Origin of the sequence: Pseudoxanthomonas suwonensis J47, from assembly GCF_000513955.1 — a bacterium.
Taxonomy (GTDB): Bacteria; Pseudomonadota; Gammaproteobacteria; order Xanthomonadales; family Xanthomonadaceae; genus Pseudoxanthomonas; species Pseudoxanthomonas suwonensis_C.
The window spans coordinates 39,121-62,144 of sequence record NZ_AZUZ01000026.1 but is presented as its reverse complement, the minus strand read 5'-3'; the positions used below and the strand labels follow the sequence as shown (position 1 = coordinate 62,144).

Below are 23,024 nucleotides of genomic sequence, written 5' to 3'. Positions count from 1 at the left end.
TGGTTCTTCACCCAACTCCGGGGAAGGCCGCCCGGATCTTGAGGAAGAAGTAGGCGTCATCGCGGAAGCCGTAGGCCATGCGCTTGATGACCTTGATCTTGTTGTTGATGCCCTCGACCAGGTTGGTGCCCAGCGGCCACCGGCAGTGGGCCAGGATGCCGGGCAGGTAGGGCTCCAGGCGCCGGACGAAGATCTTCAGCGGCTCCAGCCCGCTGCGCAGGGCCCGGCGCTTCCACTGCTTCCAGGCGCGTAACGCCCAGGCGCGGCTGCGATATCGCCACAACTGTTTGAGGTCGTCCTTGAGCAGGTAGACGGTGAGCAAGGCGCGGTTGGCTGCCAGCAGTTCGTCCAGGTGCACGGCTTTGTCCGCCGGTACGTTCTCCCGGTTGCGCAGCAGCAGCCAGCGCGAGGTCTTCACCACGCGCCGGGCGGACGTGTCGCCACGCAACCGGTTGGCTTCGTCCACCCGGACCCGGTCGATCACCTCGCGGCCGTACTTGGCCACCACATGAAACAGGTCGTAGACCACCTCGGCGTTGGGACAGTGCTGGCGCACCTCCAGGTCATAGGCGGTGTTCATGTCCATGGCCACCGCCTGGATCTGCGCGCAGCGCTGCGGACCCAGCAGTTCGAAGAACGGACGCACCTCGGCCCGGCTGCGGCCGCGGCCCACCCACAACACCCGCTTGCGCTGCGGATCGACCACCACTGTGGCGTAGCGATGGCCCTTCTGGATCGCGAACTCGTCCATGGCCAGCAACCGCACCCCGTCCAGGTCCGGTGGCCCCAGCGTGCGCTCCAGGTACCGGTAATCGATGGCCTTGGCCGTCTTCCAGTCCAGGCCATGCCACTGCGCGGCGTGCCGCACCGAGGTGACCGCGCACAGGCGCGCCACGCTGCGGGCCAGACGCCGGGTCACCCGGGCATGCCGGTCCAGCCAGTCCAACTGCTCCAGCCGGGGACCACAGCGCGGGCAGGCCAGGCGCAGCCGTTGCACCCGCAGCTCCACCGACTCCTCGAACACCGGCAGGTCGCGGATCCGCCGCACCGTGCGGTCGTGGATCGCCGCCACGGGCTGGCCGCAGCCGCTGCAGCAACGCCGCACGCCCTCCTGCGGATCAAGCTCGATCACCAGCCAGCGTTGGCCGCCGCGCGGCTCGCGATGCCAGCGGCTTACGCCATATCCCGCCCAGCCTCCCAGCGGGGACATACAATCCAACTCGGCCACGGCCGGCCCCAGTTTGTTGCTTCGACACCAGCAAGTCTGCCGGGTCGGCCGTGTGCCTCTCTCCCCTCAGTTGGGAGAAGAACCAAAAAAATGATGACCCCGTCGGAACGACGCGACACGGTCCAGGTGCTGGTCCGTCGGGGTATCTCGCAGCGAAAGGCCCTTCGTTACCTGGGCCTGAGCCGCCGCATCGCCAGCTACGCCCCGCGCCAGGCCGCTAAGGACCAGGCGGTGGCCGAGCGGCTGCTGGCCGCGTCGCCGAAGGTGCCGCGGTTCGGGTATCGCCGCATGGCGGCCTGGTTGGACCTGGGTGAGGCCCGGGTGCGGCGCCTGTGGCGCCAGCTGGGTTTGAACATTCCCCGCCGCCGACCACGTCGCCGCCGTTCCGGCAACGACATCCGGCTGCCGGGCGCGGTGCGCCCGAACGCCGTCTGGAGCTACGACTTCGTCCACGACCAGATGGTCGACGGACGCGCCTTGAAGATGCTGTGCGTGATCGACGAATACACCCGCGAATGCCTGGCCATCGAGGTCGGGGCCAGCCTGCGGGCGCAGGACGTGATCCTGACCCTGTCGCGGCTGATGCGGCTTTACGGCAAGCCGGCCTTTGTCCGCTCGGACAACGGCGCCGAGTTCACGGCGGCCAAGGTGATGCGCTGGCTGCGCGACGCGGCGATCGGTCCGGCTTTCATCGCGCCGGGCAGCCCCTGGCAGAACGGATTCGTCGAAAGCTTCAACGGCAAGCTGCGGGACGAGCTGCTGAACCGGGAATGGTTCCGCAGCCGCGCCGAGGCGAAGGTGCTGATCGAACGCTGGCGGCAGTTCTACAACGAGCAGCGGCCGCACAGCGCCCATGGCTACAAACCCCCGGCGACCGTTCGCCGGAACTGGTCGGAACCCGATACCATCCACCCCGGACTCACTGCCTGATTGGCTACAAGTTCCATACTCAGGTCAGTCCCACTCTGGGCCGAACTGCAGCGGCGGCAGGATGAAGCGCGTGGACCAGTCGCTGACCTTGTCGGCGTCGGACATAGCAGTGGGCTGGGACAACTCCAAGCGAACCTCATGCGGGTCGTCGAGCTGCTGCTCGAGGATCGTCAGGATCGGAGGGCACTTCTCGCGGTGCACATCCAGCCGATCCGGCTGCGAGCCACTCCAGAAGTCGTTCCAGGTGCCGGAGAGTGCGGCGGTGAAGCGCCTCCATGCGGGGATCGGCGTCGTGTCGGCAAGCACGCATGGCCCGAGTCGCGGCTGAAGGTCGGCGGGCACCGAGGGCCGCGCCCAGTTCCAGAACAGCACCATCGGGATGTCCGCGCCGGCCGGGTCCAGCGGTTCGTGGCGATCGCCGCAGAGGGGATCGGGGCCGAGGCAGGCGTGCTTGTAGAGCGCGTAGGCCACCGAGTCGGCGCTGTAGACGCCTGCGGGGCTGTCCTGGCCCGGCTGGTTGTCGGGCCAGGCCACGCCGGTGCCGGCCGGCAGGTGCTGGTAGTCGCTGTGCAGCGTGAGCGTGCCGAAGGAGTGGCCCCAGATCTTCCAGCGCGCGGTCGAGGCGCCCAGCCGTTCGAGCAGCCATTCGCGCTGCTCGCGGCCGAGGTAGGTCTGGGCCGGGCCGTCCTTGGCCGGGTTCGGCAGCGCCTGGCCGAGGAAAGCGATCGTGTCCGGCGGGTGGCCGCCGTCGTAGGTGCGGCCGGCGTCGAGGATCTCCTCGACCGACTCGGGCGAGACGAAGCGCGTGCCCGGCACGCCGAACGCGCTGCCGTCCGGCGCGGGCGAGCGGAAGGAATGGTGGTCGGTGAGGAACAGCTCGACATTGCGGCCGAAGCGCAGCGTCCGCTGGATGCGCAGGCTGCGAATGGCGGCCAGGTTGTTGGGTTCGTCGCCCAGGCCGTCGGCATCGAAGCGGGTGATCGGCGTGTCCTCGACCGCGGGCGGGTCGAAGCGGTCCACGGCCGGGTCGCCCGGTTTCACCACGCGCGCCGGGATGAATTCCCACCAGGCCTGGTTGGCGATCACCTTCTTGCGCTGCGAGGGGCGGTTGACGCCCGGCGCGACGTACTGGCTCTGGTAGCCGGCCCAGGCGAACTCGTGGTTGTCCCAGACGCAGACGAAGGGCCAGCGGGCGCGGGCGTCCTGCAGGTCCGGGTCCTCGAGGTAGCTGCGGTAGAGCGTGCGGTAGTCCTCCAGCGACACCGGCAGGTGGAAATTGCCGACCTTCTCGCCGTCCGGGAACCGGTAGCGGTCGCGCAGGCGCCGGCCGCGGAAGGTGCCGCCCGGGTTGTCCTCGGCATACCAAGTGACTTCGTAGATGAAGTCGCCCAGGTGCAGCACGAACTGCAGCCGCTGCTCGGCCGGCGCGCGTTCGTCCTCGAAGAGCATGCGGCGGTAGGCCTGCAGCGAGCTCTCGTTCGGGGCCTGGCAGCTGGCGAAGGCGAAGCGGACGGCCGTGTCGGCGTCGTCGGCCGGCGCGGTGAGCGTGCGCCCGGTGCGGCTGGCGAAGCCGTGTTCGTCGACGAATCGGTACCAGTACTCGCGGCCGGGCGCGAGGCCGGTCGCGAGGAAGCGGCAGGTCCAGTCGGTGTCCGGCCCCACCGCGGCGCGGCCGCCGGCGACCAGGTGGGCGAAATCGGGCGTTTCCGCGATCTCGACCAGCAGCCGGCGCGCGCCGTGTCGTCGGCCGACGGCGGCCGCCGGGTCCAGAGGATCACGCTGTCGGCGGTCGGATCGCCCGAGGCGACGCCCTGCGGGTAGCGATCGCGGCGCTCGGTGGCCTTCGCGGCCAGGCGACCCGCCCAGCCCTTGCCGGAGGCGAGCGCCGCGCCAAGCGCGGAAGCGAGCAGGAAGTCGCGGCGGGTGATCGGCATGGTGGTGGCCGGTTGGTGAAACCGTGAGCCTGGATCACCGGCCGGCCAATCCCCATCTGCCAAAAGTGGGCATGACTACAGGAGCGCCCGGAAACGTCCGGGCGCTCCACGGTGCGCCGGCCTGGACACCGGCGGGGCCGGTGCCCCTGCGTCAGCCGCCAGCCCCGGCGATCACCGCCTGGGCGCCGTGGCGCACCACGCGCCGGCCGAGCCGCTCGGCGACGGGGGCCGCCTCCTCGGGCGAGCGGAACCAGAGGTTGAGCTGAGGCAAGCCCTCCTGCACCAGGCGCAGGTGGTCGAGGTGCGGTTCGGGCGACGAGGCGAGGACCGTGCGGAACGCGGCCCAGTCGGTGCAACCCGCCTCGCGCGCGAGCGCAAGCAGCACGTGCTTTCGCCGCACCTCGGCGCGCGCGCGGTAGAGCGCCGGCAGGGTCGCGCGGGCGAACAGGCCCGCCGCGCGGAGCCGGCGCGGCACCGGCAGCGATCGGCTCGGGGAGTCATCCCGTGCGGCGTCGTGGAGACGGCGGGCATGGCGGAGGAACAGGGCGATCGCGGAATCCCGCGGGGCCCGGGGGGTGGATGCGAGGGGCATACCTTCTCCTGGAAACCGGGTGACCGACCTCGCCTGGGGTCATCGGAGGGTATGCAAGCAAAGGGCTTGCCGGACCGGTGCGTGGGCTTTCGCGAGGAAGGCGTCCGGTACGCCTGGCGCCCAGTCTACCAGCCCGGCCACCGGAGCCGCGAGGGGGCGCGGATCAGCCGTCCGGGACCGGGATGCGGCGGAAAAAGCGGGTGCCCGGCCCCTCGGTTTCCCGGCGCAGGCCGAGGTCGAGCATGCCGGCCTTGGCCAGTACCCGCGCGGAGGCTTCGTTGCCGGGGTGCAGGGTCGCGATGACCTCGCCCAGTCCGAGGTGGCTGGCATGGTCGAGCAGCGCCCTGGCGGCTTCCGTCGCGAAACCCCTTCCCCAGTGCCCGCGATGCAGTGCGTACTTGATCTCGGGTTCGGCCTGCCCCGAGGGGTGCACGAGGCCGCAAAAGCCAACGATCGCACCGGTGGCCCGCTCGACCAGGGCGAACATGCCGTAGCCGCGCGTGGCGTAGTTGCGAAGCGTGACCTCGACCCAGCGCTCGCAGCCCCGTCGATCCAGCGGCGTGCCGTCGCCGACGTAGCGGACGACGTCCGGGTCGCCATAGACGGCAAGCATCGCGTCGACGTCGCCGCGATCGAGGCGACGGGCGATGAGCCGGGTGGTCTGGAATACGGCCTGCGACATCGGGGCGGGGCCTTACGGGTCCGACCGGGCGGGCCGGCCGACCTGGCCCAGGTGGGTGTGGGAAAAGCCCAGCGCGTACTTCAGTCCATAGCCGAGCATGCGGTCGAAGCCGATGTGGCTGGCCCAGACCAGGCCCGCCATCGCCGCCCATTCCTGCCCGCCGATCCCGCCCAGGCCCAGCAGCGCCAGCGGGCCGACGTAACTGTGCGCCGCGTTGTAGAACCAGGCGCCCGTCCGGGGTCCCCGCAGATAGCCCAGCAAGGCCAGGTCCGGGGCGAGGAAGCCGGCCGCGAAATAGCCCCAGCCGTAACCGCCCTTGGCGTAGAGCGCGGCGAACAGCAGCAGGGCAGCCGCGCCCTCGAGACGGAGCAGGCGTTGCACGCCACCCGTGGTCGAGCCCGTTGTCGTCATCGATTCCTCGCCGTGGCTTCTGGCGCTTCGTTGGCGTCGTGGCGTCCGGCGCTTTCCCTGGCGATAGCGCCCCGGACCCGCGGACAGGATCGGGCCGACGCGTCGGCCTGGTCGCGCACGCTCTTCGCGAGAGGCTCGGCCCAGTACGCCCGGGCCCAGCGCCGAAGCCAGGGGTCGCCGCCGGCGATCGTCTCGACCTGGTCCTCCAGCGCCGCGCGGTCGCCGGACGCGCCGGTGATCCGATCATGCGCGTCGCACAGCCAGCCGGCCAGCCGGCTCGCGTACGCGGTGTCGCGCATGGGCGCCCCGTGGCCGGGGATGACCACGCGGGGCCGGTCCTCCACCAGCCCGGCCAGCACGCCGGCCCAGGAGACCGGGTCCACGTCGAAGGCGAACGGCAACGGCGCCACCACGATGTCGCCGACCGCCACGACCCGATCGCGCGGCGACAGCACCACGAGGTCGCCGGGCGTGTTGGCCGGGCCCGGATGGAGCACGGACAGGGGCCGCACCGGATCGTCGAGCTCGAGGCGGTCCTCGACGAATTCCGTCGGCAGCCGGATCCCGGCCTCGTCGAACTGCGTGGCGTAGTGCGCGACTTCGTCCGCCGTCCGGGCATGGCCGCGTCGCTCCGCGGGCGAAAGCCCCGGATCGGCCGCGAGGGTCCGGTAGTTGTCGGCCACCGTGGCCAGTTTCCCGGCCAGCCTGGAGGGCTCGCGGAACGGCGCCAACCCCTCCCGCATCTGGTCGTGCGTGTGGCGGGTTGCGATCAACCTCGCGCGGGGCCAGCGCGCCAGCAGTTGCGCCGCACCGAGCGCGTGGTCGGCATGCCAATGGGTGATCACGAGGGCCTTGAGCGGCGCCGGTCCCAAGCGCTGCAGCGCGTCGGCCACCTGGCGTCCCGCGGCAGGCGTGCCGCCCGCATCGACCACCACGAAGCCGTCACTCTGGCGGAAGATCGTGACGTTGCCGAGGGGTTGCACGTGGAAAGGCTCGCGCTGCGCCATCACGTGGATCCCGGGCGTCACCTCGCGAATCTCGTGCCCGTATGCACGGATCGGGTCGGCGTCGGCCGCCGCGAGGCCGGGGAAAAGGAGCGCGAGGCCGGAGGCCAGCGCGGCAGGCAGGAGCATGGGGAGATCCTCTTGGGGGCTGGAATCAGCGCCGCTTGATCGCGCTGAGGTGGCGGAAACCGCCGCCAGCGATCTGAAGGCCATCGCGCCGACGGTCGAAGTATCGGGCATTGAGGTCGGCGGGACCCAAGTCCTGCTCGACGTCGAAGCCCGCGTCAGAGAGCAGGGCCCGCATACGGTCGGGATCGGACGACGACCGCCACGGCTCGCCCCCCGCCGCCATCGCCTCCGCGGTGGCGCGCATCATCATCCGATCCATCGGCGGCAGCAGCTCGTCCTGCAGGCGGTAGTCGAGCACCAGCGTGGAGCCCGGGGCGAACCGGCCCAGGGACGACAGCAGGCGCGTGACGTCTTCCTCGCCGAGGTAGACGAGCACGCCGAGGATGGCGATGGCCACGGGTGCCGACAGGTCGGCGCCGCTGCCGGCCAGCGCGTCGGGAACGGTGCCATGCCGCAAGTCCTGTTCGACCCATTCAAGTCCCACCGGCTTCCGCCAGCCATTCGCCTCGAGCACGGCGGCTTTCCACGCCTGCATCGCGGCCTGGTCGAGTTCGAAGACGCGCACCTCGGAGCCGAACCGCGCGGCGCGCAGGGCCCAGGTGTCGAGCCCGGCGCCGAGCAGCGCGTATTGGCGCGTGCCGGCCTCGATCGCCGCCTGCAGCCGGTCTTCCGCGAAGCGCGAGCGCGCGACGATGCCCGCTCGCATCGAGCGGGCCGCCACGCCGTTGTGGTGGAAGGGATCGATGCGGGCGGCGGCGTCCGCGCCGAGGATCGGCAGTGCGAACGCATCGTCGAAGACCCGCGGTTCGTCGAGGACCTGGTGGATCGCTCGGGACAATGCGACCCGGAACGCGGACGGACTGGGGCAATCCGGAAGGGATGGTGCGTGGCTCATGGGCAGGTCCTCTGGTGCGGGGGGTACACCTTCCGGCCTGACGCTGCGTGAGGGTCAAGGGGGGTCGAGAAAGGCCCGGAGTTCGGGACCTATGAAGTGCCCCAGCGACAGGATCGGCTCGCACTCGTAGGCCGCCCGCAGGCGCGCAGCGAGGCTGGCATCGTGCCGCACCGTCCGCGCCAGCAGGTCCTGGTATCGGCGCCGGAGCGCCCCGACGCGGCGATCGTCGGGGCGCGCGCCCGACGCGAGCAGGGCCTCGCCGTCGGCCGCGAGCTGTTCCCATTCCGACGACGCCGATCCGTCTAGGCGGGCCAGCCCGTCGTCGCCTAGGTGCCGACGGAGCGCATCGAGCCGCGCCTCGATCGCTTGGCCCAGATACCTCAACAGCGCAGGGTCAAGGCCGGCGTGCACCGCAGTGGCTGGCGAGCGCTGGTGCATGTTCGCCCACCGCAAAACCACGGGCAACTCACCGCCGAACACGCGCATGGCCACGTTCATCCAGCGCTGCGCCAGTCGCTGCACGTCGGGGGACAAGACATCGGTGCCCCCGGACTGGCAGGCCCGGACGGCGGCGGCGATCGGACCCCAGTGCGGCTGCGCCTGCCGCCATCGCGCCAGCAGCCTGCGGACGTCGAGGGCAGGGAGGTACTTCTGGTATTCGGCCAGCAGGCCCGTGGCGCCCAGCAGGGAGTCGGCCGAGCCGGGATCGTCCTCCAGCGTCCACAGCAGCAGCCGCAGCCCTTCCCTGGCGGCGCCGGCCTGCGCGATCGACCGGTCCAGCTCCGCGATCTGCTGCCGGATGACCTCCCGAGGGTCCAGGTCGTCGCCGGCGAGGATGCCGGCGATCGCGTCGAGGCCGATGCCGGTCCGCTTCAGGCTGACGACCAGGTGCAGCCGGCGGATGTCCGCCGCATCGTAGAGACGGTAACCCGCCGGGCTGCGGGCGCTGGGGCGGACGAGGCCAATGGCGTCGTAGTGGTGGAGGGTGCGCACGGTCAGCCCGGCCCGCCTGGCGACCTGGCCGACGGTGTAGAGCGCGGATCCGGTCCCGGCGGCCATGGGGTTCGCGGCGTGGTCAGGCCGTGGCATCGAACTGGCGGCAGGCTTCGATCACCTGCCTTGCGATGGCCTGGGGCGAGGCCGCGCCATCCGGCGCCAGGAAGACGTGGTGGGCCTTCGCGGCGACGAGCGCGATGTCCGACGGACGGCTGGGGGCGCGCGCGCCGGGAAAGGCGCCCCGGTGCTCAACGAGGAAGGCCGCCGCGGCGCGGGTGGCCTGGTGCGCCCGTTCGCTGGCGGCATCGGCGTACCGGAAGCGCCAGCGCCGGGCCTGCCGGTCGATCGCCTCGATGCCGGCCGATATCCCCGCGGCCGCGAAGAGCCGGCAGTCGTACTCGCGGCAGGCGCGCGGGCGGCTGGCGTAAATGGAGCACTCGTTCCCGCGCAGCAGGGCGCAGTCGCCCGACGGCGTGATCGCCACCAGTTGATGGCCCGGCGACCCGGCGCCCGCGGCATCCACCAGGAGCTGGGAGGGAATCGCCTTCCGGCTCGACGCTTCCTCGGGTCCGACCGGGATGAAGAAGCCCGCGCGGCAGCAGGCGCGGCAGTCGCCGCATTCGACCGCCATGCCCGCGCCCGAGGACAGCGAGGCCAGGAAGCGGCCGAGCCACTCGATGAAGTCCCCGGCGTCCAGCGTGGATGCCGGCGGGGCCTTGGGCGGCGGGATGGGGCGGGGCGTCATGGGGCGTCGGGATCCGGCCAGCGCGGATCCTGGAGGGCGGGTGCGCAGCGTAAACGCCCGGCCTCGTGGCGCCAAGCCTAGGGCGCTGGGGTGCGGGGTCGCGGCCAACCCGACGTCGCGCGCGAGCCAAAGGCGATCGCGGAAAACGACCATGACCTGGGATTCCGGGTGCGGCGGGATTGGTGGCTTGGGTGGCCCGGATGTGTTGATGCGCGCCTGGAACTGGTCAGCATCCGGCCGAGCCGCGCGCCATGGGTTGACCATCTTCGAAGTCCCACGAGGCAAGGACTCCGCGGCCGTACAGCGAGATCTCTGTTTGGTTGGGGTGGCCAGCTGTCAACGCGCAGGGGTGGTCAATTTTCGTCGCGCATCAACAGGCCACCACCTTGCCGTGGGCCACCACGGCCACCCGCTCCGGGTACAGGTGCACCACCACCCGGTGCCCGGCCAAGGCGCAGGGCACGGAATAGCGGTTGCGGGCCACCGTCACCAGGCAGGTGCTCGACACCCGGGCCTCGGCCTCGACATAGCCGTCGAAGGCCGCCGGCACCGGCATCAGCTCCGGTTGCTCCAGTGCCAGCGCCTGGGCGATGCTCATGTCCCGGCAGTCCGGGTGCGGCGCGGCCCAGGCCTGCGTGCACTGCGTCGCCAGCCAGACGTTGAGTTCGGCAAAGCTGGCCCAGCGCTGCTCCTGCGCCCGCTGCCAGATGCGCCGGCGGCCGTCGAGCACGCCCTTCTCGACCCGGCCCTTTTCCCAGCCCGACGCCACGTTGCAAAAGTCCGGCTCGAACAGATAGTGCGTCGCCATCGCCAGGAACCGGTTGTTCACCTTGCGCGCCCGGTCCGGCCGCGGCGTCTTGTCCACCGCCGTTTTCATGTTGTCGTAGATGCCCCGGCGCGGCACCCCGCCCAGGCCCGTCAGGCACCGAAGGTGCGCATCGAACAGCATCTCGTGGCCCTGGCCCGGGTAGGCCACCAGCCAGAACGCCCGGCTGGCGCACAGCTTCATGTGCGCCACCATCACCTTGCGCCAGATCCCGCCGATCACCAGCCCTTCCTCGCTCCAGTCGAACTGGAACGCCTCGCCCCAGCCAAACTGCAGCGGCACGTAGGCCGAACGGGCCGTTACCGCCCCCGCGGCCGCCCGCTGGGCGCGCAGGTACTCCGTCACCCGGCAGTAGTGGCCTTTGAAGCCCTGTTCCTGCAGTTGCTCGAACAGTCGCCGGGCGGTCCGGCGCTCCTTCCGGGGGCGGTTCTCGTCGGTCTTGACCGTCTGGTCGAGCCAGGCCGTAAACCCTTCCAGCACCTTGGGCCCCGGCGGCCGCTGGTAGGCCATCTGCGTGCGGGGCGCCGGCTCCCGCAGCCAGGTCTTGATGGTGTTGCGGGACAAGCTGGTCCGCCGGGCGATCTCGCTGATCGACAGACCTTCGCGCAGCCTCAGCCGCCGGACCTTCGCGTACATCGACATGGTGTGCACCTCTTCTCCCCACAGGCCTGGTCGCCTGCAAGGTAAGGGGAAACACCCTGGTCAATTTTCAACGCGCAAAACCGCCGTTTGCTGGTCAATTTTCAACGCGCCTCAACACACTTAATCTCGCTCTCAGAAGGCCAGACAGTATCGGGATATGTTGCTGAAGTCGTCGAAATCCTAACCAACACGTCGCGAGGTATGATCAGGACGCGCTAACCCAAGTTTAGAGAGCTTTGGCCAGCATGTAGTCAAAGGTCTTCTTGGGGAACCCGTCTTCGCTCAGGGTGTTACCGGCAACGATGTTCTCCACCGCCTGGCCGCGGATAAGCATGTCTGCCTTGCAGATGGCGTAGGACTCGTCGTTGAGCTCCTGCCCATGAAGGGTCAGACGAGCGGCGGGGTTGTGCTCGGCAAGATGCTCTGCGGCAACGGACAACATTCCACCGGTTCCGGCCGTCGGGTCGTAAATGGTGCGCACGACCGCGTTGCCGGGCGTCAGCACGTCGTCATCCTCGATGAATACGAGGTTGACCATCAGCTTGATCACTTCCCGCGGCGTTCGCTGGACACCGATGGACGGCTTTTTGGTGGGCCCACCAGGATTCGAACCTGGAACCAAGGGATTATGAGTCCCCTGCTCTAACCGTTGAGCTATAGGCCCGGTGCCGGGGTGCTGAGTTTAGTGGAGCCGGGCCGGCGGCAACACATCCGGGCAAAAAGAAGGCCCCGCACTGCGGGGCCTTCCGGATGACGCGTGGTGCAGCCGGCTCAGTCGATGTCGAGGAACGAGCGCAGCTGCTCCGAACGGCTCGGGTGGCGCAGCTTGCGCAGGGCCTTGGCCTCGATCTGGCGGATGCGCTCGCGGGTGACGTCGAACTGCTTGCCCACTTCCTCGAGGGTGTGGTCGGTGTTCATGTCGATGCCGAAGCGCATGCGCAGCACCTTGGCTTCCCGCGGGGTCAGGCCGGCCAGCACGTCGCGGACGGTTTCCGACAGGTTGATGTTGGTGGTCGTGTCGATCGGGGACTCCACGTTGGTGTCCTCGATGAAGTCGCCCAGGTGGGAGTCCTCGTCGTCGCCGATCGGGGTCTCCATGGAGATCGGCTCCTTGGCGATCTTCATGACCTTGCGGATCTTGTCCTCGGGCATGTCCATTTCCTTGGCCAGCTCCTCCGGCGTGGCCTCGCGGCCGTACTGCTGGAGCATCTGGCGGGAAATGCGGTTGAGCTTGTTGATCGTCTCGATCATGTGCACCGGGATGCGGATGGTGCGCGCCTGGTCGGCGATCGAGCGGGTGATCGCCTGGCGGATCCACCAGGTGGCATAGGTCGAGAACTTGTAGCCGCGGCGGTATTCGAACTTGTCGACCGCCTTCATCAGGCCGATGTTGCCCTCCTGGATCAGGTCCAGGAACTGCAGGCCGCGGTTGGTGTACTTCTTGGCGATGGAGATCACCAGGCGCAGGTTGGCCTCGACCATTTCCTTCTTGGCCTTGCGCGCCTTGGCTTCGCCGTAGGCCATCTGCCGGCTGATTTCCTTGATGTCGGCCAGGTCCAGGCACATCGCCTGCTCGACGGCGATGGTGGCCTGCTGCTCGGCGACGATCTGGTCCTTCACCTCGCGCAGCGCCGACGACCACTTCTGCTTGCGCTTGAGGACCTCGTCCACCCACTCCAGGTTGGTCTGGTTGCCTTCCCAGGCGCGGATGAAGTCCTTGCGCGGCATCTTCGCCACGTTGGTGGCCAGGTGCAGGACGCGGCGCTCGTGCTCCTTGATCTCGCCCATCACCTCGCGCAGCTTCCTCACCAGCGTGTCGGTGAGCGGCAGCGGCAGCTTGAAGGTGGAGAACAGCTCGGCCATGTCGGCGCGCAGCTTGATCACCTTCTTGTCCTGGGCGCCGCCCTTGGCGTGGGCCTTCTTGAACTTGGCGTACTCGGCGGCGAGCGCTTCCATGCGGCGCGCGACCTCGGCCGGGTCCGGGCCGGTCGGGCCGGCATCGGCCTCGTCGTCGGTGGCGACCTCTTCCTCGTCGTCATCGTCGTCATCGGCGTCGGCGACATCCTCGACCGGCAGCGGCGCCGGCTCCGGGGCTTCCTCGACCAGGTCGTTGAAGCCCACGACGACTTCGGCCAGGCGTTTCTTGCCGGCCTTGTGCAGTTCGTATTCCTCGAGCAGCAGCTCGATCGACCACGGGAAGCTGCCCAGCGCGGCCTGGACCTGGCCGAGGCCTTCCTCGATGCGCTTGGCGATGGCGATTTCGCCTTCGCGGGTCAGCAGCTCGACCGTACCCATCTCGCGCATGTACATGCGCACCGGGTCGGTGGTGCGGCCACCTTCGGAGTCGAGCGCGGTCAGCGCGGCGGCGGCTTCCTCGGCGGCGGTATCGTCGATCTCGCGGTTGCCGGTGTTGCCGTCGTTGAGCAGCAGGGTCTCGGCATCGGGCGCAACCTCATGGACATCGATGCCCATGCCGTTGATCATGCCGATGATGTCTTCGATCTGCTCCGGATCGACGAGGTCGTCGGGCAGGTGGTCATTGACCTCGGCGTAGGTCAGATAACCCTGCTCCAGGCCCTTGCTGATGAGCTGCTTGATTTCGGATTGCTGGGCTGGACGTTCGTTGGCCATGTGCGGCGCCACCGGTCTCGAAGGGGTGAAGTGAACCTAGCATTATAACAGGCCGGCGGGCACTGGACCCTTCCCGCCTTTCACATCAACGACTTGCGGCAGCTTCCATTCAGCCGTTTCAGGCCCTGAGGAGGAAGGTGACCGGGCCGTCGTTTACCAGGCTGACCACCATATGGGCGCCGAAGCGCCCCGTTTCCACCCTTCCGGGGTGGATTGCCCGGCATCGTTCGACCAGCTGGTTGAAGACGCGTTCAGCCTCCTCCGGCGGGGCGGCCGTGCTGAAGCCTGGACGCATGCCGGAATTCGTGTCGGCGGCCAGGGTGAACTGGCTGACCAGCAGCAGGCCACCGCCGGTATCGGCCAGCGAGCGGTTCATCCTGCCGGCTTCGTCGGCGAAAACTCGGTAACCGAGCAGGCGCTGGGTCATCCGCTCCAGCTGCGCCGGCCCGTCGCCCGGCTGCACCCCGACCAGGGCCAGCAGCCCCCCATCGATCTCGCCGACGGTCTGGTCGTCGACCTGGACCGAGGCACGGGTGACACGCTGGATCAGGGCAAGCATCGGGTACGGACTCCTGGCAGGAAGCGCTCCAGCATCTAGCCACGGCCGGGGTGCTGTCATCCCCTGCGACCGCCGCCAGCGAGGGGGCCGGAACACACACCCGGCTAAACTTGGCGGATGTCCGCACGATTCCGCGCCCGTTTCCTCGTCTTCCTGGCCGGCCTGCTCGGCCGTCTCCCTTGGCCGGCGGTGTACCGGCTAGGCGACCTGGTCGCCTGGGCCTGGCGCCGCGGCGACGTGCGCGAGGCCCGGGTGGCGCGGCGCAACCTCGAGCTGGCCTTCCCCGAACTGTCCGCGGACGCACGCGAGACCCTGCGCCGCCAGGTGCTGCGCACCACCGCGCGGCAGGCGCTGGAAACGCTCAAGCTGTGGACCCGGCCGCCGGCGCACAACCTCGAGCGCCTGCTGCGAGAACGCCATGGCGAGGCGCTTTACGACGCGGCGCTGGCCGCGGGCAAGGGCGTGATCGTCGCCGCCCCGCATTTCGGCAACTGGGAACTGCTCAACCAGTGGCTGGCTTCGCGCGGACAGATCGCCATCGTCTACCGCCCGCCGGAGTCGGCGGTGGGCGACGAGTTCCTGCAGGCGGTGCGCGGCGTCGACAACGTGCGCCAGGTGCGCGCCGAAGGCCCGGCCGTGCGCCAGCTGTGGAAGGTGCTGAAGGACGGCGGCGCGGTCGGCATCCTGCCGGACCAGCAGCCCAAGGCCGGCGACGGCGAGTTCGCGCCGTTCTTCGGCGTGCAGGCGCTGACCATGACCCTGTTGTCGCGCCTGGCCGAACGCACCGGCGCGCCGGTGCTGCTGGCCTGGTGCGAACGCATCGGCGACGGCCCGCAGTTCGCCCTGCACGTGGAACCGGCGCCAGCGGCGATCGCCGACGCGGACCCGAAGGCGGCAGTCGCCTGCCTCAACGCCGAAGTCGAACGCATCGCCCGGCGCGCCCCGGCCCAGTACCAGTGGACCTACAAGCGCTACACCTTGCGTCCGCCGGGCAGCGGCGAGGTCAATCCGTACGAGACCCGGGAGTGGGCCAAGCGGCCAGCGTAGGTCCGCCTTCCCGTCGTCGACGCGCTCGGTGTACTCAAGCAGGGGCGTGAACGCTTACGATCGCGTCATCGCATCGAAGGGGACCCGATCCGTGACCGACTCGCCAGACGTTCCGCTCCCGCCGCGGGACGCGCCCGGGCTTCCAACCGCCGCCGACTGGCAGCCGCTGCCGCGCCGCGGCGCCCTGCTCTACGCCAGCGGCGTGGCGATCGCCTTCGCGATCCCCTCGGCGCTGGCCGTGGGCCAGCTGGTGGCGTCGCTGGCGCACCTGCCGCGGATCGGCAGCTCGATCGCACTGGGCGTGGTCGGCCTGGCGCTGGGTACGGTAATCGGCCTGCGCCGCCACCGCCGCATCGGCTGGAAGCTGGACCGCGACGGGTTCGCCACCCGCCGCGGCGGGGTGTGGCGCACTGAAACCCTGGTTCCGGTGTCGCGCGTGCAGCACCTGGACGTGGAGCGCGGGCCGCTGGAACGCCAGCTGGGCCTGGCCACGCTGGTGGTGCATACCGCCGGCACGCGCATGGCCGCGGTGAAGCTGCCGCTGCTGGCCCTGGAGGACGCCGAGGCGCTGCGCGCGCGCCTGGCCCGCCAGGTCGAAACCGACGACGCCCTGTGAGCAGCGTGGACGCACCGGCGAACGCGGCCGAGCGCCGGCTCCATCCCTGGTCGTGGCTGTTCGTGCTGCTGCAGCAGATCCGCCAGTTCGTGGTGCCACTGGTGGTGCTGGTGGTGGCCGGCCGCCGCAACAGCAACATCTGGGCGGACATCGGCCCGCTGATCGGCGTCGGCGCGCTGGTAGTGATCTCGATGGTGCAGTACTTCACCTACCGCTACCGCATCGGCAGCGACGCCATCGTCATCCGCAACGGCCTGCTGCAGCGCTCGCAGCGCGAGATCCCGTTCACCCGCATCCACAACGTCGCCCTGCACCAGTCGCTGCTGCACCGGATCTTCAAGGTCGCCGAGGTGCGGCTGGAAGCGGCCGGCGGCGAGAAACCCGAGGCGCAGATGCGCGTGCTGGGCATGGACGATGCGCTGGCGCTGGAGCGGCTGGTGCGCCATCGCGCCAACGCGCCCGTGGCGGCCGCAACCGCGCCCGGCGGGACCGCGCCGGCACCGACCCAGGACGAGGAAGCGGACGAAGTCCTGCTGGCCTTGCCGGTTTCCGAAGTCGTACGGCTGGGCCTGATCTCCAACCGCGGCATGATCGTGATCGCCGCGGCCTTCGGCCTGATGTGGCAGCTGTTCCCGGACGAGCGCTGGATGGCGCGCCTGGCCCAGGACTCGTTCCAGCAGGCCGCCGGCTATGCCTCCACGCTGCACCTGGGCTGGACCGGCTACCTCGCCCTGGCCAGCACCCTGCTGGGCGTGTTCGTGGTGCTGGTACGGGTGCTGTCGGTGGCGCTGGCGATGACCCAGTACTACGGCTTCCGCCTGACCGAAGCCGGGCGCCGCCTGACCGTCGAGCGCGGCCTGTTCGCGCGCATGCGCAGCAGCGTGGCGCCGCGCCGGATCCAGGCCTGGCACCTGCAGGAAACCCTGCTGCACCGCTGGTTCAAGCGCCGCACGCTGCGCATCGATACCGCCACCGGCGGCCGCCACGACGACCCGCGCAAGCTGCGCGAACTGGCTCCGATCGCCACACCCGAGGCCTGCGACGCGCTGGCCGCGCGGCTGCTGCCCGAAGGCACCTGGCCGCCGCCGCAATGGCAATCGCTGCCGCGCCGCGCCTGGTGGCGGCTGTTCGCCGGCGCCGCGCCGTGGACCCTGCTGATCGCCGGCGGCCTGGCCTGGAAGTTCGGCCCCGGTGGCCTGCTGGTGCTGCTGTGGCTGCCGTGGCAGGCCTACGCCGCGTGGCGCCAGGCCGGACGCATGGGCTATTCGGTGGACGCCTCGCTGGTGGCGGTGCGCGGCGGCTGGTGGTCGCGCTGGTGGCGCTTCGCCGAGATCGACAAGGTGCAGGCGCTGCGCCTGCGCCGCTCGCCGCTGGACCGCTGGCTGGGCACCGCCACGCTGGCCCTGGATACCGCCGGCGCCGGCAACATGTCGCCGCCGCTCCAGATCCGCTTCCTGCCCGAGGCCGATGCGCGCGCGCTCCACGCCCGGCTGGGCCGGGCGCTCGCCACGCGGCCCCTGCGCTGGTGAGCGGACCGCCCGGCCGTTACCAGCCGGCCGGGCCCCAGTAGCCGATCCGCTTGCGGATCTTGAGCTTGCGCCACAGGTTCATCGGCTTGGGCTTGCGGTTGCGCCCGCCCCTGGCGACGAACGCATCGATCGCATCGAGCACGCGCTCGGCCGAGCGGCCGTCGCGGTACGGGTGCAGCTGGTCGGCGAACTCGCGGACCGCGACCATCAGCTCAGGCGGCCGCGACAGCGCGCGGCGGATCGCCGGTTCGAACTGCGCCGGGTCGTCGATGTCGATCAGCTGCGGGCCGGGACGGCGGTTCTTGAAGGTCACCACCGGCTTGTAGGTCAGCAGGAACTCGTTGAGCGCCGAGGAGGTGTCCGAGCACATCACGTCGGCCTGCGGGAACAGCTCGAGGATGTTGTCGTTCTCGGCGAAGGTCAGGTACTCGCTCTGCAGCGCCTTGTACCTGGCCACCATCGCCGGGTCCATCTTCGGATGGAAGGTGACGATCCAGCGCCACTCGCCGGTGCTGGACAGCCGCGCGACCTCGTCGTACAGGATCGGAGCGGCGCTCCACGACGGCGAGAAGGTCGAGTGGTAGAGGATCACCGGCGGCTGCCGCACCGGCTCGGGCTCGTCGCCGAGCGCGGCCATGAACGGGTCGATCTTCGGGAAGCCGGTCTCGGCCACGGAGAAGTGGCCCATCTTCTCCGCCAGCGCGCCGAAGGCCGCGGTGTCGCGCGGGCCGGTGGTGCAGTACAGGTCGAAGAAGCCGCGGATGTAGATGTGGCGCGGCTTGCCCGCGTCGAAGCCGTGGAAGGTCTCGACCTTCACCCCGGGGAAGAAGTGCGGCACCGCGTTGGACGAGGTGATCACCGCGTACGGCTTCCACGCGCGGACCTCGTCGACGGTCAGCAGCTTCTCGTCGGCACGCAGGTCGGCGGCACCGGGGCCGTCGAAGAACCAGGCCGTCTCGTCGCCACGCGCGCGGATCGCGTCCTGGATCGGACGCAGGATGGCCAGCGCGTAACGCTCCGACCCGTACAGCAGGTAATGTTTCGGCACGTCGCCCTCCGGGCGCTGGGGGTGCGCGATTATCGCACCGCGGGCCGCGGCCCGACGCCTGCTAGGCTTTGCCCACCCTCAGCCCGCCACCGCCGCATGCCTGCCAGCCCCGCCCAAGTTTCCGCCAACGCCGGCCCCGGCCGCGTACCGCTGTCGGCCTGCATCATCGCCTTCAACGAAGCGGACCGGATCGGCGACTGCCTGGCCTCGCTGGCGTTCTGCGACGAGATCGTGGTGGTCGATTCCGGCTCGACCGACGGTACCCGCGAGGTCGCGCGCGCGGCCGGCGCGCGCGTGCTGGAGCGGCCGTTCGACGGCTTCCGCAGCCAGAAGCAGTTCGCGGTGGACCAGTGCGCGCACGACTGGGTGCTGAGCCTGGACGCCGACGAGCGCGTGGACGCACGCCTGCGCGCGGCGATCGAGGCCGAGCGCGACGCCGGTTTCGCCCGCGCCGCCGGCTACCGCTTCGCGCGCATGTCCGAGTACTACGGCCGCTTCCTGCGCCACGGCACCGCCTATCCCGACCGCGTGCTGCGCCTGTTCGACCGCCGCCGCGGCGGCTGGCGCGGCGACCGCGAGATCCACGAGGCGGTGTCGGTGGACGGCCCGGTGGCGCTGCTGCCCGGCGACCTGCTGCACCACCCCTACCGTTCCTTCATGCAGCTGCTCGACAAGAAGCAGCGCTACGCGCGGATGATGGCCGAGCACGACTTCGCCCGCGGCAAGCGCGCCACCCTCGGCAAGCTGGTGCTGGCGCCGGCGTGGCGCTTCTTCCGCGGCTACGTGCTCAAGGCCGGCTTCCTCGACGGCTGGCCCGGCCTGGTCGAATCCTTCGTCAGCGCCAACTACGTGCGCCAGAAGACCATCATGCTGTGGCTGCTGCAGAACGGGCAGCCGCTGGTGGATCCGCCGAGGCACGGGAAGTAGCAACCACCGGGAGCGGATTGGGGAGAGGGCAGGCATTCCGACGTCGCCACGCTCCCGACACTCATCCCTGGCCCCTCTCCCGGTGGGAGAGGGGAACAGGAACGAAGCCACGACCTCGCGCCGAAAGACGCGGTAGCGCGGAGGCATCACCAGCAGGTCCCTGGCTGATGCGGTAACGAGGCTGGCGTTCGGCATGCGCGCCAGTGGCGCGCAAACATGCCGCCTCACCCGAAGGGAAGAAAGGGCTTCAGATCAGAGCGGCGGCGCGGCCAGCTCTTTCGCGTCCAGGTAGCCGTCGCCGTTGGCGTCCTGGCGCCTGAAGCGCTCCGCCAGGCGCTGCCGGTGCGATTCCAGGGTCACCGGCTTGCCCTTGCCGCCGGGCAGTTCCGCCGGGGACAGCACCCCGTCGCCGTCGGTGTCCATGCGCTCGAAGGCGTAGCCCATCCAGGCCACGTACTCCTCCTGCGACACCCGGCCGTCGCCGTCGGCATCCATCCTCGAGAGGTAGTCGGTGGTGCGCTCGACCTGCGCAAACGCGCCCGCGCTCGCCAGCAGGCCCGCACAAAGCAGCAGGCCCGGACGCATGCGCCCGGGCCCGTGGTCGACCAGATGGCGACGGGTGACGCGCATCAGTGCGCCAGCGCGTAGCCCTTGAGCCGCATCGAGTATTCCTGCAGCGCGCGGATGCCGCTGGCCTCGGCCTCCTGGCACCAGGCCTGCAGCTGGTGCAGGCGCTCGGCCGCATCGTGGCTGCGCGCCTCCAGCAGCGCCGCCAGGCGCGCACGGTGCTCGACCAGCGCCTGGATCCGCGGACGCTGCTGCACCCACTGCTGCAGCTGCTCGCGCGCATCCGGCTTGAGCCAGCGGCCGTCGTCGACCAGGCCGCGGCGCATGCGGCGCGGCAGCAGCTCGCGCAGGCGCGCACCGGCAGCCGCCGCTTCCTCGCGCAGCACCGGCTTGATCACGTTGCGCTGGTAGTCGGTCATCGCCTGGAAGCGGTGCGACAGCAGCGCGCGCAGGGTCTCGGTGTCCGGCACCGCGATGTTCGGGCGGATGTCCAGGCTCGGCGCCACGCGCAGCACCTTGGCCAGGCGCAGCTTCTCCAGGCCCTTGATCGCCGCCCAGCCGATGTCGAACTCCCAGCGGCGCATCGAGAAGCGCGCCGAGCTCGGGAAGGCGTGGTGGTTGTTGTGCAGCTCCTCGCCGCCGATCCATACGCCCCACGGGGTGAGGTTGGTCGAGGTGTCGGACGATTCGAAGTTGCGGTAGCCCCACCAGTGGCCCAGGCCGTTGACCACGCCGGCCGCCCAGAACGGGATCCACGCCATCTGGATCGCCCACACCGCGATGCCCGGCAGGCCGAACAGGGCGAAGTTCACGAACAGCAGCACCGTCGGGCCGAGGTTGGCGTGCGGGGTGTAGAGGCGGCGCTCGATCCAGTCATCCGGCGCGCCCTTGCCGTACTGCTCGATCGAGGCGCGGTCGTTGCGCGCCTCGCGGTACAGCTCCACGCCTTCCCAGAACACCTTGCCGATGCCGCGGGTCTGCGGGCTGTGCGGGTCCTCCTCGGTTTCCACCTTGGCGTGGTGCTTGCGGTGGATGGCCACCCACTCGCGGGTGATCATCGAGGTGGTCAGCCAGGTCCAGAAGCGGAAGAAGTGCGCGATCGCCGGGTGGAAGTCCACGCCGCGGTGCGCCTGGCTGCGATGCAGGTAGAGGGTGACGGAGAAGATGGTGAGCTGGGTGAAGACCAGCAGCACCACCAGCAGGCCTACCCAGCCGAGGCCGGCCACGCCGGAAGTGAGGAACTGGATCAGCGTGTCGGACATGTCGTGCGGTGGCTCTCGGTGATGGGGCCAGAACGCGGCCCGTGCGAGGGACATGATGGGCCCTGTTCCGGCAAACTTCACCTGTCGGCCGCGTATGTTGTTCAGGCTCGCGGCCCCGCCAGCCAGGAAGTCACGTGCCGATCCCCGCCCCCGCCGCCCTCGCCGTGCCGGAAACGGCCCGCCCACCACTGATCGAGCTGGATCGGGCCAGCGTCATCCGCGGCCAGGTCCGGGTCCTGCATGAACTGAACCTGCGCATCGACCAGGGCCAGCACACCGCGATCCTCGGCGCCAATGGCTGCGGCAAGTCGACCCTGATCAAGCTGATCACCCGCGAGCTCTACCCGCTGGCGCGCACCGGCGATACCCCTCCGGTGCAGGTGCTGGGCCAGGCGCGCTGGCAGGTGGACCGGCTGCGCTCGCAGCTGGGCATCGTCACCGGCGACTTCGGCGCCAACCTCGCCGACCAGCCCGGCCTGACCGCGGAGGACGCGGTGCTCAGCGGCCTGTTCGCCAGCTTCGTGGTCCCACCGTTCCGCGAGATCACCGACGACATGCGTGAACGCGCGGCCGAGGCCCTGGCCCGTGCCCACGCCCTGCCGCTGCGCCACCGGCTCTACGCCGAGCTGTCCACCGGCGAGGCGCGGCGGGTGCTGATCGCCCGCGCCCTGGTCAACCGCCCGCATGCGCTGCTGCTGGACGAACCGGGCACCGGCCTGGACCTGGTCGCCCGCGGCCACCTGCTGGCGATGCTGCGCACCCTGGCCCGCGACGGCGTGACCCTGGTGCTGGTGACCCACCACATCGAGGAGATCGTCCCGGAGATCGGGCGGGTGGTCGTGCTGCAGGGCGGCCGCGTGCTGGCCGACGGCCCGCGCGGCGCCATGCTCGACGGCGCCCTGCTGTCGCAGGCCTTCGGCGGCCCGGTGCGGGTCTGGCAGGAACGCGACCCGCAGGGCGACGTCCACTACCTGGCCGCCGCCGGGGGCTGACGGTGCCCGAACTGCCCGAGGTCGAGACCACCCGCCGCGGCCTGGCCCCGCACGTGGAGGGCCGCCGGATCACCGGGGTGGTCCTGCGCCGCCCCGACCTGCGCTGGCCGATCCCGGTCGAGGTGAGCCGCGACCTGCCCGGGCGCCGCATCGACGCGGTGCGCCGCCGCGCCAAGTACCTGCTGCTGGACACCGACGCCGGCGACAGCGCCCTGCTGCACCTGGGCATGTCCGGGATGCTGCGGGTGCTGCCGGCGGACACCCCGGTCGGAACCCACGACCATGTCGACCTGGCCCTGGACTCGGGGCGGGTGCTGCGTTTCACCGACCCGCGCCGGTTCGGCTGCCTGCTCTGGCAGCCGGCCGGCACCGTCCACGAGCTGCTGCAGGACCTGGGCCCGGAGCCGCTGTCGGACGACTTCGCCGGCGACCGCCTGTACCGCCTCAGCCGCGGCCGCAGCGCGCCGGTGAAGACCTTCCTGATGGACCAGCGGATCGTGGTCGGGGTGGGGAACATCTACGCCGCCGAAAGCCTGTTCCGCGCGGGCATCTCGCCGCTCCGGGCGGCCGGGAAGGTCTCCCGGGAACGCTACGTGGCCTTGGCCGCGGCGGTCCGCGAGATCCTGGCCTACGCCATCACCCGCGGCGGCACCACCCTGCGCGACTTCCTCAACCCGGACGGGGCGCCGGGATACTTCGAGCAGGAACTGGCCGTGTACGGCCGCGGCGGCCTGCCCTGCCCGACCTGCGGCACGCCCCTGCGCGAGGCCAGCATCGGCCAGCGCGCCAGCGTCTGGTGCCCGCGCTGCCAGCGCTGAGCCAGCCGGGGCCG

22 protein-coding genes, 1 tRNA gene and 2 pseudogenes are annotated in these 23,024 nt (G+C 70.5%); 7 read left to right on the top strand and 18 right to left on the bottom strand.

Annotated features, from left to right (window positions below; all coding sequences use genetic code 11):
- Nucleotides 1-7: 7 nt before the first annotated feature.
- Nucleotides 8-1,228, bottom strand: a complete 1,221-nt coding sequence (locus M503_RS0108620; RefSeq protein WP_155952008.1) for an ISL3 family transposase — start codon at nucleotides 1,226-1,228, stop codon at nucleotides 8-10.
- A gap of 84 nt (nucleotides 1,229-1,312) precedes the next feature.
- On the opposite strand from M503_RS0108620, the pseudogene M503_RS0108615 reads away from it, so the two are divergent.
- Nucleotides 1,313-2,158 (top strand): annotated as a pseudogene (locus M503_RS0108615) (IS3 family transposase); the annotation flags it as partial.
- Nucleotides 2,159-2,182: 24 nt separating this feature from the next.
- Here the strand turns inward: M503_RS0108615 and M503_RS17605 are convergent.
- From M503_RS17605 to dtd, 14 genes and pseudogenes are all read right to left on the bottom strand, one after another.
- Nucleotides 2,183-3,883, bottom strand: coding sequence for an alkaline phosphatase D family protein (locus M503_RS17605; RefSeq protein ID WP_331280018.1), 1,701 nt, complete (start codon nucleotides 3,881-3,883; stop codon nucleotides 2,183-2,185).
- Nucleotides 3,884-3,924: 41 nt separating this feature from the next.
- Nucleotides 3,925-4,092, bottom strand: a pseudogene (locus tag M503_RS17980) (hypothetical protein); the annotation flags it as partial.
- A gap of 151 nt (nucleotides 4,093-4,243) precedes the next feature.
- Nucleotides 4,244-4,684 carry a hypothetical protein gene (locus tag M503_RS16850; RefSeq protein ID WP_051414438.1) on the bottom strand — a complete coding sequence of 147 codons (441 nt, stop codon included), beginning with the start codon at nucleotides 4,682-4,684 and terminating at the stop codon, nucleotides 4,244-4,246.
- A gap of 163 nt (nucleotides 4,685-4,847) precedes the next feature.
- Nucleotides 4,848-5,366: a GNAT family N-acetyltransferase gene (locus M503_RS16060; RefSeq protein WP_051414436.1), complete on the bottom strand. Its 519-nt coding sequence runs from the start codon at nucleotides 5,364-5,366 to the stop codon at nucleotides 4,848-4,850.
- A 12-nt stretch (nucleotides 5,367-5,378) separates the two neighbouring features.
- A complete protein-coding gene (locus M503_RS16055; protein ID WP_037060942.1) occupies nucleotides 5,379-5,777 on the bottom strand; it encodes a DUF4260 family protein in 399 nt (132 codons plus the stop codon).
- A complete protein-coding gene (locus M503_RS0108590) occupies nucleotides 5,774-6,910 on the bottom strand; it encodes an MBL fold metallo-hydrolase (RefSeq protein ID WP_028920230.1) in 1,137 nt (378 codons plus the stop codon). The genes M503_RS16055 and M503_RS0108590 overlap by 4 nt, the downstream gene beginning before the upstream one ends.
- Nucleotides 6,911-6,935: 25 nt before the next feature.
- The gene (locus M503_RS0108585; protein ID WP_028920229.1) at nucleotides 6,936-7,805 is read right to left on the bottom strand and encodes a class I SAM-dependent methyltransferase; all 870 of its coding nucleotides are present in this window, start codon (nucleotides 7,803-7,805) and stop codon (nucleotides 6,936-6,938) included.
- 54 nt (nucleotides 7,806-7,859) lie between these two features.
- Nucleotides 7,860-8,864, bottom strand: a complete 1,005-nt coding sequence (locus M503_RS16050) for a MerR family transcriptional regulator (protein WP_051414432.1) — start codon at nucleotides 8,862-8,864, stop codon at nucleotides 7,860-7,862.
- A gap of 16 nt (nucleotides 8,865-8,880) precedes the next feature.
- Nucleotides 8,881-9,546 carry a YkgJ family cysteine cluster protein gene (locus tag M503_RS0108575; protein ID WP_028920228.1) on the bottom strand — a complete coding sequence of 222 codons (666 nt, stop codon included), beginning with the start codon at nucleotides 9,544-9,546 and terminating at the stop codon, nucleotides 8,881-8,883.
- 370 nt (nucleotides 9,547-9,916) lie between these two features.
- Nucleotides 9,917-11,014 (bottom strand): IS21 family transposase, encoded by a 1,098-nt coding sequence (istA, locus tag M503_RS16045; RefSeq protein WP_197017197.1) that lies wholly within the window; start codon nucleotides 11,012-11,014, stop codon nucleotides 9,917-9,919.
- A 226-nt stretch (nucleotides 11,015-11,240) separates the two neighbouring features.
- Nucleotides 11,241-11,636, bottom strand: a complete 396-nt coding sequence (locus M503_RS0108565) for an HsdM family class I SAM-dependent methyltransferase (RefSeq protein ID WP_269319396.1) — start codon at nucleotides 11,634-11,636, stop codon at nucleotides 11,241-11,243.
- Nucleotides 11,603-11,678 (bottom strand) — tRNA-Ile (locus M503_RS0108560). The genes M503_RS0108565 and M503_RS0108560 overlap by 34 nt, the downstream gene beginning before the upstream one ends.
- 107 nt (nucleotides 11,679-11,785) lie before the next feature.
- Nucleotides 11,786-13,645 (bottom strand): RNA polymerase sigma factor RpoD, encoded by a 1,860-nt coding sequence (gene rpoD / locus M503_RS0108555; RefSeq protein ID WP_028920226.1) that lies wholly within the window; start codon nucleotides 13,643-13,645, stop codon nucleotides 11,786-11,788.
- A 118-nt stretch (nucleotides 13,646-13,763) separates the two neighbouring features.
- The gene (gene dtd / locus M503_RS0108550) at nucleotides 13,764-14,204 is read right to left on the bottom strand and encodes a D-aminoacyl-tRNA deacylase (RefSeq protein ID WP_028920225.1); all 441 of its coding nucleotides are present in this window, start codon (nucleotides 14,202-14,204) and stop codon (nucleotides 13,764-13,766) included.
- 117 nt (nucleotides 14,205-14,321) lie between these two features.
- On the opposite strand from dtd, the gene M503_RS0108545 reads away from it, so the two are divergent.
- The 3 genes from M503_RS0108545 to M503_RS0108535 all read left to right on the top strand — a co-directional run bounded on the left by M503_RS0108545 (nucleotide 14,322) and on the right by M503_RS0108535 (nucleotide 17,396).
- Entirely contained in the window at nucleotides 14,322-15,251 is a 930-nt protein-coding gene (locus tag M503_RS0108545; protein WP_028920224.1) for a lauroyl acyltransferase, read from the top strand.
- Nucleotides 15,252-15,342: 91 nt separating this feature from the next.
- Nucleotides 15,343-15,867, top strand: a complete 525-nt coding sequence (locus M503_RS0108540) for a PH domain-containing protein (protein WP_051414430.1) — start codon at nucleotides 15,343-15,345, stop codon at nucleotides 15,865-15,867.
- Nucleotides 15,864-17,396 carry a PH domain-containing protein gene (locus M503_RS0108535; RefSeq protein WP_037060939.1) on the top strand — a complete coding sequence of 511 codons (1,533 nt, stop codon included), beginning with the start codon at nucleotides 15,864-15,866 and terminating at the stop codon, nucleotides 17,394-17,396. The genes M503_RS0108540 and M503_RS0108535 overlap by 4 nt, the downstream gene beginning before the upstream one ends.
- Before the next feature lie 16 nt (nucleotides 17,397-17,412).
- Here the strand turns inward: M503_RS0108535 and M503_RS0108530 are convergent, their stop codons facing one another.
- Entirely contained in the window at nucleotides 17,413-18,444 is a 1,032-nt protein-coding gene (locus M503_RS0108530; RefSeq protein WP_028920221.1) for a CDP-glycerol glycerophosphotransferase family protein, read from the bottom strand.
- 96 nt (nucleotides 18,445-18,540) lie between these two features.
- On the opposite strand from M503_RS0108530, the gene M503_RS0108525 reads away from it, so the two are divergent.
- Nucleotides 18,541-19,371, top strand: a complete 831-nt coding sequence (locus M503_RS0108525; RefSeq protein WP_037060937.1) for a glycosyltransferase family 2 protein — start codon at nucleotides 18,541-18,543, stop codon at nucleotides 19,369-19,371.
- A 252-nt stretch (nucleotides 19,372-19,623) separates the two neighbouring features.
- Here M503_RS0108525 and M503_RS0108520 read toward each other — a convergent pair whose 3' ends face one another.
- Together M503_RS0108520 and M503_RS0108515 are read right to left on the bottom strand one after the other, a co-directional pair.
- The gene (locus M503_RS0108520; RefSeq protein ID WP_028920219.1) at nucleotides 19,624-19,956 is read right to left on the bottom strand and encodes an EF-hand domain-containing protein; all 333 of its coding nucleotides are present in this window, start codon (nucleotides 19,954-19,956) and stop codon (nucleotides 19,624-19,626) included.
- A 44-nt stretch (nucleotides 19,957-20,000) separates the two neighbouring features.
- Complete coding sequence (locus tag M503_RS0108515) at nucleotides 20,001-21,200, bottom strand: DesA family fatty acid desaturase (RefSeq protein ID WP_028920218.1); 1,200 nt, start codon at nucleotides 21,198-21,200, stop codon at nucleotides 20,001-20,003.
- A 134-nt stretch (nucleotides 21,201-21,334) separates the two neighbouring features.
- Here M503_RS0108515 and M503_RS0108510 point away from each other — a divergent pair, with 134 nt between their 5' ends.
- Nucleotides 21,335-22,192 carry an ABC transporter ATP-binding protein gene (locus M503_RS0108510; RefSeq protein ID WP_028920217.1) on the top strand — a complete coding sequence of 286 codons (858 nt, stop codon included), beginning with the start codon at nucleotides 21,335-21,337 and terminating at the stop codon, nucleotides 22,190-22,192.
- A 2-nt stretch (nucleotides 22,193-22,194) separates the two neighbouring features.
- Nucleotides 22,195-23,010, top strand: coding sequence for a bifunctional DNA-formamidopyrimidine glycosylase/DNA-(apurinic or apyrimidinic site) lyase (gene mutM / locus M503_RS0108505; RefSeq protein WP_028920216.1), 816 nt, complete (start codon nucleotides 22,195-22,197; stop codon nucleotides 23,008-23,010).
- The last annotated feature ends 14 nt before the right edge of the window (nucleotides 23,011-23,024 follow it).